General features: G+C 64.1%; 15 protein-coding genes and 1 tRNA gene. 9 read left to right on the forward strand and 7 right to left on the reverse strand.

Annotation, left to right across the window (positions count from 1 at the left end; genetic code table 11):
- Positions 1–66 precede the first annotated feature (66 nt).
- The 4 genes from ACQR1I_RS14595 to ACQR1I_RS14610 all read left to right on the forward strand — a co-directional run bounded on the left by ACQR1I_RS14595 (position 67) and on the right by ACQR1I_RS14610 (position 4,755).
- Positions 67–636: a beta-1-3, beta-1-6-glucan biosynthesis protein gene (locus ACQR1I_RS14595; RefSeq protein ID WP_434867442.1), complete on the forward strand. Its 570-nt coding sequence runs from the start codon at positions 67–69 to the stop codon at positions 634–636.
- A gap of 322 nt (positions 637–958) precedes the next feature.
- The gene (locus ACQR1I_RS14600; protein ID WP_434867238.1) at positions 959–3,676 is read left to right on the forward strand and encodes a glycosyltransferase; all 2,718 of its coding nucleotides are present in this window, start codon (positions 959–961) and stop codon (positions 3,674–3,676) included.
- A 413-nt stretch (positions 3,677–4,089) separates the two neighbouring features.
- Positions 4,090–4,165 (forward strand) — tRNA-Lys (locus tag ACQR1I_RS14605).
- Between the two features lie 41 nt (positions 4,166–4,206).
- The gene (locus tag ACQR1I_RS14610) at positions 4,207–4,755 is read left to right on the forward strand and encodes a metallophosphoesterase (RefSeq protein WP_434867237.1); all 549 of its coding nucleotides are present in this window, start codon (positions 4,207–4,209) and stop codon (positions 4,753–4,755) included.
- Positions 4,756–4,802: 47 nt separating this feature from the next.
- Here ACQR1I_RS14610 and ACQR1I_RS14615 read toward each other — a convergent pair whose 3' ends face one another.
- Entirely contained in the window at positions 4,803–5,147 is a 345-nt protein-coding gene (locus ACQR1I_RS14615; RefSeq protein ID WP_434867236.1) for a hypothetical protein, read from the reverse strand.
- Positions 5,148–5,442: 295 nt separating this feature from the next.
- Positions 5,443–5,913 carry a hypothetical protein gene (locus ACQR1I_RS14620; protein ID WP_434867235.1) on the reverse strand — a complete coding sequence of 157 codons (471 nt, stop codon included), beginning with the start codon at positions 5,911–5,913 and terminating at the stop codon, positions 5,443–5,445.
- 492 nt (positions 5,914–6,405) lie between these two features.
- On the opposite strand from ACQR1I_RS14620, the gene ACQR1I_RS14625 reads away from it, so the two are divergent.
- Positions 6,406–7,668 carry a hypothetical protein gene (locus ACQR1I_RS14625; RefSeq protein WP_434867234.1) on the forward strand — a complete coding sequence of 421 codons (1,263 nt, stop codon included), beginning with the start codon at positions 6,406–6,408 and terminating at the stop codon, positions 7,666–7,668.
- 343 nt (positions 7,669–8,011) lie between these two features.
- Here ACQR1I_RS14625 and ACQR1I_RS14630 read toward each other — a convergent pair whose 3' ends face one another.
- From ACQR1I_RS14630 to ACQR1I_RS14640, 3 genes are all read right to left on the reverse strand, one after another.
- The gene (locus ACQR1I_RS14630) at positions 8,012–8,401 is read right to left on the reverse strand and encodes a hypothetical protein (protein ID WP_434867233.1); all 390 of its coding nucleotides are present in this window, start codon (positions 8,399–8,401) and stop codon (positions 8,012–8,014) included.
- A complete protein-coding gene (locus ACQR1I_RS14635) occupies positions 8,401–9,651 on the reverse strand; it encodes a hypothetical protein (protein ID WP_434867232.1) in 1,251 nt (416 codons plus the stop codon). The genes ACQR1I_RS14630 and ACQR1I_RS14635 overlap by 1 nt, the downstream gene beginning before the upstream one ends.
- A gap of 109 nt (positions 9,652–9,760) precedes the next feature.
- A complete protein-coding gene (locus ACQR1I_RS14640; RefSeq protein WP_434867231.1) occupies positions 9,761–10,066 on the reverse strand; it encodes a hypothetical protein in 306 nt (101 codons plus the stop codon).
- Between the two features lie 105 nt (positions 10,067–10,171).
- Between ACQR1I_RS14640 and ACQR1I_RS14645 the strand changes: the two genes are divergently transcribed.
- Complete coding sequence (locus ACQR1I_RS14645; protein ID WP_434888738.1) at positions 10,172–10,333, forward strand: hypothetical protein; 162 nt, start codon at positions 10,172–10,174, stop codon at positions 10,331–10,333.
- 47 nt (positions 10,334–10,380) lie between these two features.
- Here the strand turns inward: ACQR1I_RS14645 and ACQR1I_RS14650 are convergent, their stop codons facing one another.
- Entirely contained in the window at positions 10,381–10,845 is a 465-nt protein-coding gene (locus ACQR1I_RS14650; RefSeq protein ID WP_434867230.1) for a hypothetical protein, read from the reverse strand.
- Between the two features lie 738 nt (positions 10,846–11,583).
- Here ACQR1I_RS14650 and ACQR1I_RS14655 point away from each other — a divergent pair.
- Entirely contained in the window at positions 11,584–12,201 is a 618-nt protein-coding gene (locus ACQR1I_RS14655; RefSeq protein ID WP_434867229.1) for a LysE family translocator, read from the forward strand.
- Between the two features lie 300 nt (positions 12,202–12,501).
- Here the strand turns inward: ACQR1I_RS14655 and ACQR1I_RS14660 are convergent, their stop codons facing one another.
- Positions 12,502–14,139: an isocitrate lyase gene (locus tag ACQR1I_RS14660; RefSeq protein ID WP_434867228.1), complete on the reverse strand. Its 1,638-nt coding sequence runs from the start codon at positions 14,137–14,139 to the stop codon at positions 12,502–12,504.
- A gap of 146 nt (positions 14,140–14,285) precedes the next feature.
- Here ACQR1I_RS14660 and ACQR1I_RS14665 point away from each other — a divergent pair, with 146 nt between their 5' ends.
- Complete coding sequence (locus ACQR1I_RS14665) at positions 14,286–15,758, forward strand: helix-turn-helix domain-containing protein (RefSeq protein ID WP_434867227.1); 1,473 nt, start codon at positions 14,286–14,288, stop codon at positions 15,756–15,758.
- Between the two features lie 179 nt (positions 15,759–15,937).
- Positions 15,938–16,996 (forward strand): acyltransferase family protein, encoded by a 1,059-nt coding sequence (locus ACQR1I_RS14670; RefSeq protein ID WP_434867226.1) that lies wholly within the window; start codon positions 15,938–15,940, stop codon positions 16,994–16,996.
- The last annotated feature ends 57 nt before the right edge of the window (positions 16,997–17,053 follow it).

A 17,053-nucleotide genomic window follows, 5' to 3' on the forward strand; every position in this document is an offset into this window, starting at 1 on the left:
CTGATTTGACCGGCATCAACACTGCGTCCTCGAGGGGACGGCATGAAGGCAACATTCGGGGAATTTATGGGTCGACGCGTGCTCCAGTCCAAGTTTTCGGTTTTGCGCCTGTGTGCGGCTCTCGGCCTTTCGGTCCTGGCCGGCCTGCCCGGCGCCTTCGCCCAGAGCGGCAACGACCATCCCCAGGACCAGAAGCCGCAGGCGGCCAATCCGGCCGACGCCAAGGAGAACCAGCGCAAGGCGGACGAGTTCGGCGAGGCCGCCCAGGCGCTCAGCGGCGGGCCGGCCGGCAATCCCGAATGCGTCTGGCTCGGCCGCCGGGTCGTGCAGCTGCTGTACCGCGACGACCTCGATACCGCCTTCCGCCATCTCGACCTGTATGACCGCTTCGGCTGCCCGGGCGGCCATGTCCAGGCCTCGTTCCGCTGCCTGACGCGGTTCATCGCCCAGATCGACGACAAGGTGCCGAACTCGCTGAACAACCACGTCCACACCTGCTGGATCAATCCGGACGCCAAGCCGCAGGTGGCCGCCGCTCCGGCGCAGGCCGCTCCGCCGGCTCCGGCCGGGTCGGCCCCGCAGGCCGCTCCGGCGGCGCCCGCGGCACAGCCCGCGCCGCAGCCGGCCAAGCAATAGGCGCCCTGCCCGCCCGCCGCGCCGGGCTGCTCGGTGAGGATTGCAGGACCGCTGCAGTTGTTTAATCGCGCTGCAGCGGTATCCTGTCGCAGGTGGTTCGGCGTCGATCGGTCCGGCGGTTCAGCCCTCGTTCAGTGATGAACCGGCCTTAATGTGACCATCGGCAGGGCCAATGACGGACTTGCCGGTGTCTGATCGAAGCCGCGCTTCGCATGGCGTGCCTGGGCAGCACGCCGGCCGAGCGTGTCGCCGGTGCGCCGCGCGCCTCCCGCGTCGGAACAGCCGCTCCTCACTCTTCAAGCCCGCCATGGTGTCCTGACCGATGCGCGTGATCGCAGCCGTCATCCTGTTCGTCGCCGCCGCGCATGCCGCGCTGTGGGGCGTGTTGCAAACCAAGCAGAGCGCGCCCGATTTCACCGGCATGCTGCCGAGCGTGTCCTACGCGCCGTTCGAGGGCACCGACCATCCCGACGTCGACAACATCCCGAATGCCGAGCGCATCCGAAGCGACCTGAAGAAGCTCGCCGGCATCACCCGCGCGATCCGCCTGTATTCGTCGACCGGCGGCGTCGAGCTGGTGCCGCCGATCGCGGCCGAGGTCGGCCTCAAGGTCATGCTCGGCGTCTGGATCGACAAGAACGAGGACCGCAACAAGCGCGAGATCGCCGCCGCCGTGCAGCTCGCCCGCCGCAACAGCAACGTCATCGGCGTCGTCGTCGGCAACGAAACGCTGTACCGCGGCGAGCTTAAGCCCGAGCAATTGATCGGCTACATCAAGCAGGTCAAGAAGTCGGTCAGCGTGCCCGTCACGACCGGCGAGATCTGGAACATCTGGCGTGATGACGTGAAAGATGCCGACCGCGAAGGTCGACCGACCTTGGCATCGAGCGTCGACTTCATCGCCGCGCACGTGCTGCCCTATTGGGAGTTCTTCAACCACACCCAGGCCGTCGACCAGGCCGTGGAGCGCTACCAGGTCTTGCGCGAAAAGTTCCCCGGCAAGCGCATCGTCATCGCCGAGTTCGGTTGGCCGAGCGAGGGCTACAACCGCGGCATCGCCGATCCCGGCCCGTTCCAGCAGGCCTGGGTGCTGCGCAATTTCGTCACCCGCGCCGAGTCGATCGGCATGGAGTACAACATCGTCGAGGGCATCGATCAGCCCTGGAAATTCTTCGAAGGCGGCGTCGGCCCGTACTGGGGCGTGCTCAACGCTGCGCGCGAAGCAAAGTTCTCCTGGACCGGTCCGATCGTGAACCCGGACTATTGGAAGCTCGCGACCATTGCCCTCCTCGTCGGCGTGCTCTTGTCATTGCCGATCGTGCGGCTGCGCCGGCCGACGGTGCTGCAGGCGATGCTGCTGGCGATCACGGCGCATGGCGTCGGCGCCTGGGTCTCCAACGTGTTCGCCTATTGGAACGTGCATTATTTCGTCTGGGGCTCGGCCTTCGCGCTGACGCTCGGCCTGACGCTCCTCGTGCCCTTGATCCTGATCGCGATGGCCCGCATCGAGGAGATCGCGGCGATCGCGTTCGGCCGCGCGCCGCGTCGGCTGCTCACCCGCGACAAGGTCGCGCGCGAGCGCATCAAGGCTCCGGAGGGCTATTGCCCGAAAGTCTCGATCCACGTGCCGGCCTATTTCGAGCCGGTCGAGATGATGAAGCAGACGCTCGACGCGCTGGCGCGGCTCGACTACCCGAACTACGAGGTGGTCTGCATCATCAACAACACGCCCGACCCGGCGTTCTGGCAGCCGATCCAGGATCACTGCCGCATGCTCGGCGAGCGCTTCAAGTTCATCAATGCCGAGAAGGTGAAGGGCTTCAAGGCCGGCGCGCTGCGCATCGCGATGGAGCGCACCGCGGCCGATGCCGAGATCATCGGCATCATCGACGCCGACTATGTGGTGACGCCGGACTGGCTCTCCGATCTCGTCCCGGCCTTCGCCGATCCCGCCGTGGGCCTGGTGCAGGCGCCGCAGGAGCATCGCGACGAGGATTTGTCGCTGATGCACTACATCATGAACGGCGAATATGCCGGCTTCTTCGACATCGGCATGGTCCAGCGCAACGAGGAGAACGCGATCATCGTGCACGGCACGATGTGTCTGATCCGCCGCGCGGCGATGGACATGGCCGGCGGCTGGTCGAGCGACACGATCTGCGAGGACACCGACCTCGGCCTCGCCATCCAGGAGCTGGGATGGCAGACCCACTACACCGCCACCCGCTACGGCTCGGGCCTCCTGCCCGACACCTACGAGGCGTTCAAGAAGCAGCGCCATCGCTGGGCCTATGGCGGCTTCCAGATCGTCAAGAAGCACTGGCAGCGCTTCCTGCCCGGCCGGAGCCGGCTGACGGCGGACCAGAAGCGCGAGTTCTCGCTCGGCTGGCTGAACTGGCTCGGCGCCGAGAGCCTCGGCGTGGTCGTCGCGATCCTCAATCTGATCTGGGTGCCGATCGTGGCCTTCGCCGGCATCGCCATTCCCGACAAGATCCTGACCATCCCGATCATCGCCGCCTTCGTGGTGTCGCTCGCCCACTTCCTCATTCTCTACCGCCTGCGCGTCGCGATCCGGCCGTGGCAGATGTTCGGCGCGATGATCGCGGCAATGTCGGTGCAATGGACGGTCAGCCGCGCCGTGGCGCAGGGCCTGATCACCGAGCATCTGGCGTTCGCCCGGACGTCCAAGGGCGGTCTCTCCAGGATGTCGATCGAGTTCCAGGCGTTCTGGGAGGCCGTGATCGGCGCCCTGCTCCTGATCGGCGCCACCATCCTGATCATGACCAACTACCACGCCATCACCGAGCTCTACATCTTCGCCGCGGTCCTGATCCTGGAGAGCCTGCCGTTCCTCTCGGCGGTCGCGATCGCCGTGCTGGAGATGTCGCGCATCAACTCCTTCGAGTTCTGGCGCCACGCCACCATCCGCACCGCCGAACTGATCGGCCTGCGCCCGGTCTGGGTCCCGGAGCTGGCCGGGCCAGGGATGCAGCCCGCGCCGCTGAGCGCGGCGGCGACGAAGGTGGTGGAGAAGGTTTAGGCGGAGCGCGCGGCAACGAGCGAGCGACCGCTGTGCCCATCTCCTTCCTCACACACCGTCATGGCCGGGCTTGTCCCGGCCATCCACGTCGTTCGGCATTCTGAGGCCGACGTGGATGCCCGGGACGAGCCCGGGCATGACGTGCCTCAAGAGAGCCTCCCACCAGGCCATCGCGATGCTCTCGCATCGCCTGGAGAACCACCGCGCCCCCTGTGGTTTCCCTCCCCGCCCTATTGACCGGACCGCACCCACCCCCTACACAGCGCGCACGACAGCATGCGGCCCACGGGTCAGGGGTTACCCTTATTCCCGCAGCCCGCAGTGAACCACGGCCACGCCGCAAGCGTTCTGATGGTATCCTGCCGATGAACCGGACAGTGACGGCGAGCCGTCACACCGCTTCCAAGGGAAGCGAGCGCGTAGCTCAGCCGGTAGAGCACGTGACTTTTAATCATGGGGTCCCGGGTTCGAGTCCCGGCGCGCTCACCACCCTTGTTTTCCCCACCACGATCCCCGCCCGACGCGGCGGGATGAGGAGACTACCGCTCATCAACATCTTCTTCACGGCCGACCGCCATTTCGGTCACGCCCGTATCATCGAGCTGGCGAAACGCCCGTTCTCCTCCGTCGCCGAGATGGACGAGATCATGATCGAGCGCCACAACAAGGTGGTGAGGCCGGGCGACATCGTCCACGATCTCGGCGACTTCGCCTTCGCCGACCACGAGCCTTACCTCCGCCGTCTCAACGGCCAGATGCATCTGACGCTCGGCAATCACGACAATACTAGACGCATCAAGGCCGCCCGGCATCTCTGGGCCAGCATCGAGAGCCTGCGCAACATCACGCATCCCGACGGCACCCATCTGGCGCTCTGCCATTACGGCCTGCGGGTGTGGTCGAAATCCCACCACGGCGCCCTCCACATCTACGGCCACAGCCACGGCCGCCTCCCCGGCGACAGCCAATGCTGCGACGTCGGCGTCGACTGCTGGGATTTCACGCCGGTGTCGATCGAAGAGATCAAGGCGCGGCTGGCGACCTTGCCGAAGCGCAGGGAGCCTGATCATCAATCGTGACAGAGGCCTGATGGCGCATCGTGCGGAAGCCGCGCCACGCTCGCAGCTCAGTAGCAGTTGGTCCGGTACTGCCCCATTCCCAGGTGCATGGTCGTGCAGCGCTGCGGCGGAGGCGGCAGCGGCGCGAGCGCGGGGCCGGCTTGCGTGGCCGTCTGGTTGTTCTGTGGCGGCGGCGCGTTCGCCAGGATGGCTGTCTCGGCGGCATTGGCGGCGTCATGGCCGGCGGCGCGGGTGGCCCGGCATTGAACGTAGGCCGGTGAGCCCGGCTGGGCGCCATAGCTCTGGCAGTCCCGATCGTCCTTGGCCGCCAGCTGGGCCCTGACCTCTTCAGTCGACTTGAAACACCCGGCCAGCAACGGCGCGGCCAGAACAACCACCAGCAAGTATCGCATTACCCCGTCTCCGCCGCCGCACTGAACCGCAACTTGAACGGGAGATCAAGCGCGATCGGCGCAATCGTGGCGCGGCGATTTTCTGCAACAGAGCTGGTCGCTTTTCGTAACACCCGCTCGACGAAATGAGGCCTCGTGCGCATGGACGCAGAGCGATGCTCGGCGTCTTGCAACGTTAGTTGTGTGCACTGTCACCGCGACGGCGGCGAACAAGCAGGACGCATCGAGGTGATATGGCCGGGCCTCGACACAGCGCTGGTCGAGCCCCCCTGCCAATCACGAACGATCCCGTCCATTACCTGACGGCGGGAGGATCGGCATCCATCACGACCTTCGCCACGGGATAACGCCAGTCGTTCTTCGAATTGTCGGCGGCGGCATCGATGCCTGCCACGATGACGGCACCGATGAGCCCGCCATTGACGCCGCTGGCCAGACGCGCCCGGCGTGTCGCATCGAACGGCGCGACCGTGATCATCCGCTTCTGATAGCCGGGCTTCTGGCAGGTCACGGCCAGCGTGCTCGACTGTCCGCGATAGAGCGGCACGCGCACCTGCGCGGGGCTTGTCATGGATGCGGTGAAACCGGTGGCCTCCAGCGAGCAGGCGGCCCCGGTCATCTCGACCTCGCCCTGGCCGGCATTGCCATAGGTCCGCACTTCCACCAGCTGGTCACCCGCGAAATCGGGCACGCTCGCGCCGGTCCGGCGCTTCGGCTCGTAGACGTCGATCCCTCGGCTGCCGGTGTTCGGCCTGATGTCGGTCACACTGCTGACCGCAAGCGGCGCAGCACACCCGCCAAGGCACGCCCCTCCAAGGATCGCCAGCCAAGTGGCAGACCAACGCAAACAGTCCATTTGAGCCCCCCAGCCCAATTGTGGTGAAATAGCGGTAGCAGGGTCCAATCCGACCAACAATAGCCGCAACCTCGGGGAGAGTAGAGCGACCATCAAAAACCGCCTGAGTTGCGGGCAGGACACAGTCGCTGTCGTCCCGCAGCATCAAATAGGCCGGTGGAACGGAGGTGTCAGACGATCGCCGAACCACAACTTACGCGAGAACTCAAGCGCGATTGGCGCAATTGCTTGTAGGTGTAGGCCGCCAATGTCTGCAACAAAGCTGGTGGCTTTCCCCAACACCACTTCGGCGAAATGATGCCTCGTGCCAATGGACACAGCGATGGTCGGGTTGTTGCGACTTCATTTTTGTACACTGTCGACGTAACTCACACCGTAACTCTGAGAGAGGGAGGGCGCGTGATGACGCTCGCAAAGCGTCTGCTGTCGTTGACTCTGATGGCTGGCCTTGCCCTTGGTCTTGCCGCATGCGATCCGAGCCAAAGCCAAAGCGACGGCATCAAGTTTGGCTGGTTCTATCGGATGGTCGTCGATCTGTCCCACGGCGACGAGCCGCTCAGTATCGAAGTCATCATCGCCTGTGGCTCGGAAGTCAGACAAATCCTGGGGGAAGGGCGCAGCGCCCGTGCGCTCTGGGCTCCCTACATCTACGGCGTTCGCACCGGGAACGGCGAGGGCGTGCTGGTTCAAAGCCCCAACGTCTGCGATCGCGATGTCACCAAGCAGCCGGTCCCCGCCGATTTCATGCCGGTCGTGTTCTGGACGCCGGACGCGGCCAATCTCGAATTCCTCGTCGCCTATCTCCATGAGCGGGCCTACGAGCAGCCTGTCTCGAAGCTGACATTTCATCGCGCCACGATTACCGAGGCAACCGAGGCCGACTACAAGGCGTGGCGTGAGACAAAATGGAAGGACAATATCGTCCCGATCGGCGATCCGCGGGAGGATCAGATCAACGCCCGAAGCTTCTTCCGGGGCGAAGGATTTTTTCAAGCTGGTGATCCACGCAATAAATCATTGCTGCGCATGGCGTGCTTTTCATTTCTGCGGGTTCCAATTCCGCCGGATCTGCGGGAATTGGTGGGGGCACATTGGCCGCCGGATCGCCCTCGCTACTGGCTACTCGACTGGCGCGTCGTCCGCCCGATCATATTCGAAGAGAATCCGCAAGAAACCCGCTACTGGGAACGATTTCGCGCTGAGGCAGAGCGGCGCGGCGTTCTGCGCGGCGAGGAGCCGCGTGGTCTTCCGACGTTTTATGAGGGCACGGGTGTCAACCGTTCATCGGGTGTTGGCAGCATCGGGGTCGGCCGGCTCGCCTCCGGTCAAGGTCTTCGGATTCCTTATCGCGTGGAAACGGGTTATCCGTGGGCCACCGAACGGATGCGGACACAAGGTTCATTCGACCTTCATGCGGACACTGATGGCGGCGCCGACCAGGGCTTCGCCTACTGCTATCGCGACATGTTTGGATACTACTTCGCCACACCACTGGGTACGCCGAGAAGAGCGGCCGATCACCGCATTTTCATCGACAATCAACTGATCGGAACCTGGCCGGAAGCGACAGCCATGGCTCCGGGCGCCGCCATCATCGAGCGCGACGAGTACATCTGGCTCAACAACGATTTTGACCTGACGCACGAGCTCGCGAGGATGCAATGAAGATCGAAACGAACGACGCATTGATCAGCGATTGCGTCTACGCATAACGGTCCGGTCCACTTGATCCCATTGCATTCGCCCTGTTTACGGACGCGTTGAATGCATGGTCACCCAACCTCGGGAGAATCACCTGGAACAGGGCTGAGCAGCACCTGACCGTTGCCCCTCCCCATTCAGTAAGTTGGGCCCCAGACCGGGATGAACTGGAACTTGTCCAGACGGGTGTCGCTCCAAGAACCAAACAGCGACTGGTCGCCAAAGTGCATTGGTGGCGAATGATCCCCATCAGCAGTGTCCACCTTCAATCGAACCTCGCTTGGACAATCCCTTCGCGACTCGACGTTCAACACGAATGAAATCGGCAGCACATCTCTCGCATTACGAAGGATTGAAAAAGCTCCTCCTTTCCAGACCGCGTGATCTCGAAAAGAAAGAAAAACAGAAACTTCTTGGGGTACGCCGGCTGGCGATCGAGCGCTTGCACCAACTCGCCTCGCACTACGGCCTTACAGGCGCCAAACGACGCACTGGGCGACAAAACCAACATCGAAGTCGCAACCAGGACAACAATCATGGCAGAAGGGAACGGGGCTCTGCGCACCATTGCTGTCGAAGCGGCGACCACTCCAAGATCTTTACTCAGATCGATGGGCGCGTCAGCCGAACCTCGACGATAAGTTTCTTCCGCAAACGCTGCGGCGAGCTGGATACCGGTCCGCGCTGTGTTCGCCATTACAATCCCCCAAAAATGTTGACGAGTTCATATTCGCGGAAGAAATACACGTATTCGTCGCGCTCGACGGCCACTCCGGATCGAGTCCGGCCTCCGCCATCTTCGTGCGCCTCCTGGATCAACTCGCCATTGATCCGATTGACCGTGCGACCAAGGTTCAATTGCCAGTCGATGTAGGACGGGAATCCCGTAACGTTGGAAAGGGTGTCGCAATAGGCAAAGCCACGTAACTCTGGAAGGACCTCAGTTGCAGTCCAGCTGAGGTTTGTCTTTGCAGCGATATCCGGCGGAAGGCGGCCATCTGGGCCAAGCAGGTTGGGTGTGAAATCCGTGCGCGCCGGATAAATTGCGCCCGCCACGTCGTCTGCTCGGTACATCACCGCTCCGGCCTTAAGCCCGGGAAGTCCCTGGGACGCGCCATGCGACAAGTACTGCTCGAACCGGTAATCATCGAACAACCACTCGGGCAAGACGTTACCCGCCGGGCGCCCTCGCAGAATACGCTTCACCTCTTCATTGGTGTGCCAGTAAGTCGGTCGATCGACCGGCCATTTTGCATTGACCGGCGCGCGGACTGCATCCGCGAGCTTCACACGCGCGGCCGCATGGCAGCGCGTTCCCATAAAACGATCGCCGATCTTCCAACGAATCTGATCCAACTGATTCTTCGGATTTATGCCGAGAACTTCAAAAGTCAGAAAGTTTTTGGGAGCCTCGACACGGCGCCATTCCTCCCACTGGGGCTTGGTGGCCTCACTGATCGTGGCACCAAGGAACTTCATTTCGGAACGGGGGCTATCGTATGCGTCATCGGAGGCATACGCCAGACCGAACCACGGCTCATCCGCGTTTTGATAGGTTACAACGAGCGGCAGCAGCGCGGCGGGGACCTTGCCGTTGGCCGTGGTCTCGCCGCCGCAGGCCTGCGGCGGCTTCACCACGACACCGCGGCCATCCGTCATCTTGAGACCGTAGGCCATCGGTAGGATGCCAACCTCAACGGTCCGATCGTTGTCCATGTAGCGCGTGATCTTGACGTTGCAGCCGACGACGATGTCGAAGTTCAGGGGCGCGCCCCTGTAGACGAGCTTGACGTTCAGTCGGTAGTAAGTGCCTGAGTCCCGCTCGACCGACTTGGTGTAAGACCATCGTCGCAGAAGCGCCTGGACGGTCGATGTGTCACCGGCAAACCCAGCCGCCACAAGCAGCGCTACGATCACCACGAGAACGAGAGTACGCCCGACGTTCATGATGCTCTCGGATGTTGCGATTGCGGGGACAGCGACTACCGGTTACAGACGCCGGTTACAGTGACAGTGCACGAAACTACTGTCGACGTCGGTTAAGGCGGCACGGCCCTCACCCACCCACCGCAAACCCCAGCACCAGCTGCTTCGGGCTCTGCTTGAACTCCTTGAGCACCGCGGCGCGGGCCTTCTCCGCCAGCTCCGGCAGTGGCTTGTCCGTGTAGAGCTTCGGAAACGTCACCGTGACCGAGGTCAGAGTGCCGTTGTTCCAGTTGAAGCCGACGGCGGGCTTGACGCCGGTTTCGGCGAGGAGGTCGGCTTCGACGGCGCGGCTGTAGGCCATGCCGTTCTGGACGGCGTCGATCATGCCGCAGCCGGCGAGACAGGCGATCAGGGGGAGCAGCGCGAGGGCTCGCATGGCGTTTCACTCCGACGTTTCATACTGACTGGCCCTGCCAGGGCCGCGCCCTGCGCATGCGTATGATATAGCAGCGTGTAGGGCAGACCTGGTGGAAGGATCATCATGAAGGCGGACAATCGTCTGGCACTCACGTGCATGGCGGTGATCGCGGTCCTGATGGTCCTGCTCCTGTCCGCCAAATATGACGACTGCCAGTCGCGCGGACAGGCGGAGGCCGAGTGCTTGCGCCAAGCTCGACTGCACCCCCCGACCTGGCGGCCCTGAGCGAGCCCCCGGGGCAAGGCTGTGACACTGCACGGCCTTCGCTTCCCTCATGCATCATCGAACACCCTGCTCTCGCGGAATGTCGCGAAGAACTGATCCGAAGCCGCAAGCAGCCGCTCCTTGCTGAGAGCGGTAGTCAACCCACCCAACGATCCACTAAATCGAACGACGACCTTGTCGGGATCCTTCGAACGCGGCCTCGCATCCGTGGTCCAGGAGAGGTTCAGGGAATTCACCCGCACGATATCCTGCCGTTCGCAGGCCTCTCTGATCGATTGGAAAAGCATACGCGCCTCGTCGAGTGACAGCTCGACCGAGCCGACATCGCCAAGCGTACAATCCAACAGGAACGTGGGACGTCGAAATCCGACGTAGATGCCATCACGACGTCCGAAAAGTTGAATTTTCTCGTAGACGCGTTCGTTCTCCGCCTCGCGCGCGGCGGCACGTTGTTTCATCACTTGGACGGCCTCGCGCAGAGACTTCGAGATCCGCTTCATCGACGGCAGCATGCTGAGACGTCCGATCGTTCGGGAATGACCGAGATAAATTAGATTATTCAACGGCATCGACACAATCAGCCTCGTCCAGTCCTGCCCCTGAAAATTGCCGCTTCCATTTTTCCGAAACTCATGCTACACAGCACTGCCATCCCGTGCTCCTCGAGAGGGGCGGATCGCGATCGTCACGGACGTTGGGTGCGGGGAGCGGTGGCCGCGGCTGGCTGCAGCGCGCTTGCGCGCGGACGAACAGCCTGACGCGGACGTGAAATCGCGTGGTCCTGGCGCCCCGAAGCTGGCGCCAAGTCCTCTGGGGATGATGATCCCTGAGGGCGACGGTCGCTATCAAGCCGGACACCGGGGCGATCGCGTATAAGCGTGAAGACCATCGCGCGGGGAATGCCGGTTGTCGGCTGAACCTGTGGTGACTGCCGCCTGCTTTTTCTTCTGCAGGCGGGCCATGGGTTGCGGCCTGCAGCCCGGCATTCCCCGCGCCCTCTGTTGGATGAGGGCGAACGATCTCGCAAAGCTCGGACGCGACACGCGTCGCGATGACGGATGAACGCGTCCCGTGCCCGCTTTTCCCTCTGTGCGCCCTCGGCGATGACGCGCACCACGAGACGCCCGGTCGTCACCGAGCCGTGTCCTGCGCCCTCCTATCGTCCGCCGCTGCGCCGTGGAAGGATGCAGCCGATGTGAAGCGCGCCGACCGCCTTTCGCCTGAACGGCCACGCCCTTGGGAGCCCACCAATGTCCACTGCCTTCCTGCTGACCTCGCTGATCGTGGTCGCTTCGCCCGGCACCGGGGTGCTCTATACGCTCGCGGTGGCGCTGACGAAGGGGTCGCGGATGAGCATCGCGGCGGCCTTCGGCTGCACGCTCGGCATCATCCCGGCGATGCTTGCCGCGATCGTCGGGCTCGCCGCCGTGCTGCACACCAGCGCGCTGGCCTTCGCCGCGTTGAAATATTGCGGCGTGGCCTATCTTCTGTACATGGCCTGGCAGACGCTCGGCGAGCGCGGCGCGCTGTCGGTCGAGGCCAAGGAGGATGCGGCTGCGCGCTCGGCTTGGCGGGTGGTGCTGACCGGCTTCCTCATCAACATCCTCAATCCAAAGCTGTCGATCTTCTTCCTCGCCTTCCTGCCGCAGTTCATCGCGGCCGACGAGGCGCATCCGCTCGCGGCGATGCTGGAACTGTCGGCCACGTTCATGGCGATGACGTTCGCGGTGTTCGTGGTGTACGGACTGTTCGCCGCCGCCGTCCGCGACCGCATCGTCAGCCGGCCCCGAATCATGACCTGGCTCCGCCGCGCCTTCGCCGGCGGTTTTGCCCTGCTCGGCGCGCGGCTGGCGCTGAGCGAGCGGTGAGAACCCGGAGTATTGCGGCGAGAGGCTCGCGTAGAAAAGCCGTCCTAAGCTCCGCAGCGCGGGGCCAATTTGTTGCTCGTCATGCCCGGGCTTGTCCCGGGCATCCGCGTGGCTCCGCAGGCGCCGAACGACGTGGATGGCCGGGACAAGCCCGGCCATGACGGCGTGGAGAGAGGTAACCTCAAGCTTCCAGGTTCACGATCGGCGACAGCAATGAGGCGTATCGCCAAAAAACGAAACCCGCCCGAAGCACTCGGCTTCGGGCGGGTCCTGTCAGTCCAACTACTCACCCGGCGGAGATCAGCCGAACTGGTTCATCGTGTTGTGCGCGCCGCCGGCCTTCAGGGCCTTGTCGCCGGCGAAGTATTCCTTGTGGTCGTCGCCGATGTCGGAGCCGGCCATGTTCTGGTGCTTGACGCAGGCGATGCCCTGGCGGATCTCGGCGCGCTGGACGTTCTTGACGTAGCCCAGCATGCCCTGCTCGCCGAAATACTCACGGGCCAGGTTGTCGGTCGACAGCGCGGCGGTGTGGTAGGTCGGCAGCGTGATCAGATGGTGGAAGATGCCGGCGCGCTTGGCCGAGTCCGCCTGGAAGGTGCGGATGCGCTCGTCGGCTTCCTTCGCCAGCGGGGTGTCGTCGTACTCCGCCTTCATCAGCTCGGCGCGGTTGTACTTGCTGACGTCCTGGCCCGCTTCCTTCATCGCGTCATAGACCTGCCAACGGAAGTTGAGGGTCCAGTTGAACGACGGCGAGTTGTTGTAGGCGAGCTTGGCGTTCGGGATCACCTTGCGGATGCGGTCGACCATCTTCGCGATCTGCTCGATATGCGGCTTCTCGGTCTCGATCCACAAGAGGTCGGCGCCGTTCTGCAGCGAGGTGATGCAGTCGAGCACGCAACGGTCCTCACCGGTGCCGGGGCGGAACTGGTAGAGGTTCGAGGGCAGCCGCTTCGGACGCATCATCTTGCCGTTCTGGTTGATGATGACGTCGCCGCTGCGCGCAGTCGCGGGCGTCACTTCCTCGCAATCGAGGAAGCTGTTGTACTGGTCGCCGAGATCGCCGGGCTGGCTGGAGAAGGCGATCTGCTGCGTGAGGCCGGCGCCGAGCGAGTCGGTGCGGGTGACGACGATGCCGTCCTCGACGCCGAGCTCCAGGAAGGCGTGGCGGCAGGCGCGGATCTTGGCCAGGAAGACGTCGTGCGGCACGGTGACCTTGCCGTCCTGATGGCCGCACTGCTTCTCGTCGGAAACCTGGTTCTCGATCTGCAGCGCGCAGGCGCCCGCCTCGATCATCTTCTTGGCGAGCAGGTAGGTCGCCTCGGCATTGCCGAAGCCGGCGTCGATGTCGGCGATGACCGGGACGACGTGGGTCTGGAAGCCGTCGATCTTGGCGATGATCTCGGTCTCCTTCGCCTTGTCGCCGGCCTTGCGGGCCGCGTCGAGCGTGCGGAAGAGATCGTTGAGCTCGCGCGAGTCGGCCTGGCGGAGGAAGGTGTAGAGCTCCTCGATCAGCGCGGGCACCGAGGTCTTCTCGTGCATCGACTGGTCCGGCAGCGGGCCGAACTCCGAGCGCAGCGCCGCGATCATCCAGCCGGAGAGATAGAGGTAGCGGCGATCGGTCTTGCCGAAATGCTTCTTGATCGAGATCAGCTTCTGCTGCGCGATGAAGCCGTGCCAGCAGCCCAGCGACTGGGTGTACTTGGTGCTGTCCTCATCGTAGGCGGCCATGTCGGCGCGCATCACGGCCGCGGTGTAGCGGGCAACGTCGAGACCGGTCTTGAAGCGGTTCTGCAGGCGCATGCGCGCCACGGCCTCGGCGGTGACGCCGTTCCAGGTCGGGTTGCTCTCGAGCAGCGCACGCGCCGCCTCGACCTCGGCCTGGTAGGACGAGGGTCCCTGGAGAGCCTGGTCGTTCAGTCCACGCGGTTGGAAGTTCATGTCCGTGATCCCTTGGTTAAGGACAACCTGGGACCTGTTGTAAGCACCTGCAGCTGATGGACCAGACATTGCGCGGAAAACTTGTCACACTTTACAAATCTCTCGTGTATAGCTGTAAGGAGATTACAGACGGGAGATGACCGGCCATGAGTACCGCCACGGCGCGCTCGATCTTCATGGGTCCACGCCTGCGCAGGCTCCGACGCGAGCTTGGCCTGACCCAGGCAGACATGGCCGCGGACCTTGAGATTTCAGCTCCTTACGTGGCGCTCCTGGAGCGGAATCAGAGGCCGGTCACGGCCGACATGCTGTTGCGGCTGGCCCGGACCTACAAGATCGACCTCGCCGACCTCGCCGGCGACGGCGGTGCCGACCACACCGCGCGGATGCAGTCGATCCTCAAGGACCCGATGTTCTCGGACATCGACATCCCCGCGCTGGAGATCTCCGATCTGGCAGTCAGCTATCCCGGCATGACCGAGGCCTTCCTGCGGCTCTACACGGCCTATCGCGAGGAGCAGCTGGCGCTGGCCGAGCAGCGCGCGCCGGCGGTCTCCGGCGGTTCGCCCCGCCCGGGCAATGACGGTTTCGACGCCAACGACCCCGTGGCCGACGTCCGCCGCTTCCTCGCCGCCCGCCGCAACAACTTTGCTGGCCTCGACGATGCCGCGGAGCGGCTGGCGCAGGCGATCGCGCAGGGGGCGCCGACCGGCTCGCCGCAGATGCCGGGCCCGGCCGGGCTGATCGAACGCTTTCGCGCCAAGCACAATCTGCAGGTCCGCTACATGCCGCCGAACGTGATGCTCGGCTCGCTCCGGCGGCTCGATCTGCATCGCCGCCAATTGCTGATCGAGGATTCGCTGGACAGTGCCAGCCTCAAATTCGAGCTGGCGCGGCAGCTCGCTTACCTCGAGCTCGACAGCGAGATTGGAGCTGCGCTGGAAGACGGCAAGTTCGCCAGCAAGACCGCCGAGCTGTTGGCGCGCCGCGCGCTCGCGGCCTATGCGGCGGCTGCGATCATCATGCCCTACTCGATCTTCGCCAAGGCCGTCGATGCCAGGGCCTACGATCTCGAGGCGCTGGCGCGGCAGTTCGGCACCAGCTTCGAGCAGACGGCGCATCGCGTCACGACGCTGCAGAAACCGGGCGCCGAGAAGATCCCTTTCTTCCTGATCCGCGTCGATCCCGCCGGCAACATCTCGAAGCTGCTCGACGGCGCCGGCTTTCCGTTCGCCCGGCATGGCGGCGCCTGCCCGTTGTGGTCGGTGCACGGCATCTTCAAGACGCCGCGCCAGATCATCACGCAATGGCTGGAGCTGCCGGACGGACGGCGCTTCTTCTCGATCGCGCGCACGGTGACCGCCGGCGGCGGCTCCTATGGCGCGGTTCGTGTCGAACGCGCGATTGCGGTGGGCTGCGCCGCCGAGCATGCGGGGCAGTTGATCTACACCCGCGACGGCCACGGCCCCGATGCCGACGCGCCGACCCCGATCGGCGTCGCCTGCCGCGTCTGCCACCGCCCGAAATGCGCCGCCCGCTCGGCGCCACCAATCGGCCGCGAAATCCTCCCGGACGATTTCAGGACGTCGTCCGTGCCGTTCGGGTTCTCATCGGATTGACGGCGGTTCTGTGACCAAGATGGCACACATCGGTGCGAAAGGAGCGTGGCGGGTTCGGCAAGCTGTCGAGACGTATCATTTTACCGCTGTGATTTGTGTCCGTTCATTACTGTCCGTTGCTAGGACTGACGGAGTTCAATCGGCGCGTGGTGCGCCCGGACGTCAGCGTGTGCAGCGCCATGAACGACCCGCATCGTGGATTCTGGCCGATCCTCGGCGGCGTGCGCTTTCTGCTCGCGATGTGGGTGCTGTTCGACCACACCTACAATTTCGGGCCGGCCGAACGGGCCATTCCCGTCCTGACGAAGAGCGGGCTGATGGCCGTGATGTGCTTCTTCATCATCTCCGGCTTCAGCATCCATCACTCCATCGCCACCCGGCCCGCCGGCTATCTCCGCCGCCGCGTCCTCCGCATCCTTCCGCTCAATGCGCTTGCGGTCCTGATCGCCTGGCTCGCCTGGTCGATGTTCGGTACGTCCGGCGGCTACCTGGCTCCCGCCAGGCCGCCGACGCCGTTGCAGTTCATCGGCTGCATGCTGCTGCTCGAAGCCTTCCTGCCGATCATGATCTCCTTCCTCTACCCGGCATGGTCGCTGTCCATCGAGGCGATCTACTACCTGCTGGCGCCGCTGTTCAAACGGCTAGAAGGCCGGCCGTACATTCCGGCGATGATGATCGCGTCAGGACTGTCGTTCGTCGCCTTCCCGCTGTTCCCCGACGACTACGTCGCCGACCGCAGCTCCTTCTGGCTAACCGCCCTCGTGATGCTGTGGGCCTGGCTTGCCGGATGGGTCGCCTATCGGCAGCCCCGCGACCTGCGTTATCTGATCGGGCTTGGAATCGCTGGCCTCGCCGGGGTTGCGACCCAGGCGAAGTTCTTCGACGTCGCCGGATTTGCATCGGCTGCGGTCAATTGCGTCGCCTGGATCGGCACCCTGATCCTGGTGTTCTACCGGGTCGGCGACGTCGGCGGCAGAACGGCGGCCGTGTTCGACTACCTCGGCGAACTCAGCTTCCCGCTCTACATCCTGCACTATCCAGTCCTGTTCGCGGTCAGCGGCTCACTCTTCAAGCATTACCCCGACCTGAACTACGGCATCACACAGGTGGTCGTCTCCATCGCCGCGGCCGTACTGGCCTACCATCTCGTCGACAAGCCCCTGCGCGTGGCCCCAAGGACCAGCCGGGCGCCGACAACGCTCCTCGACGCACGGCTGGCGCCAACCGCACGGCACTGATCGGCGCAAGGCTGGCGCGGCGGAAGCGCCGGATGGCGCTATGGCCGTCATCAGAAG

This window comes from Bradyrhizobium sp. HKCCYLS2038 (assembly GCF_051167655.1).
Taxonomy (GTDB): Bacteria; Pseudomonadota; Alphaproteobacteria; order Rhizobiales; family Xanthobacteraceae; genus Bradyrhizobium.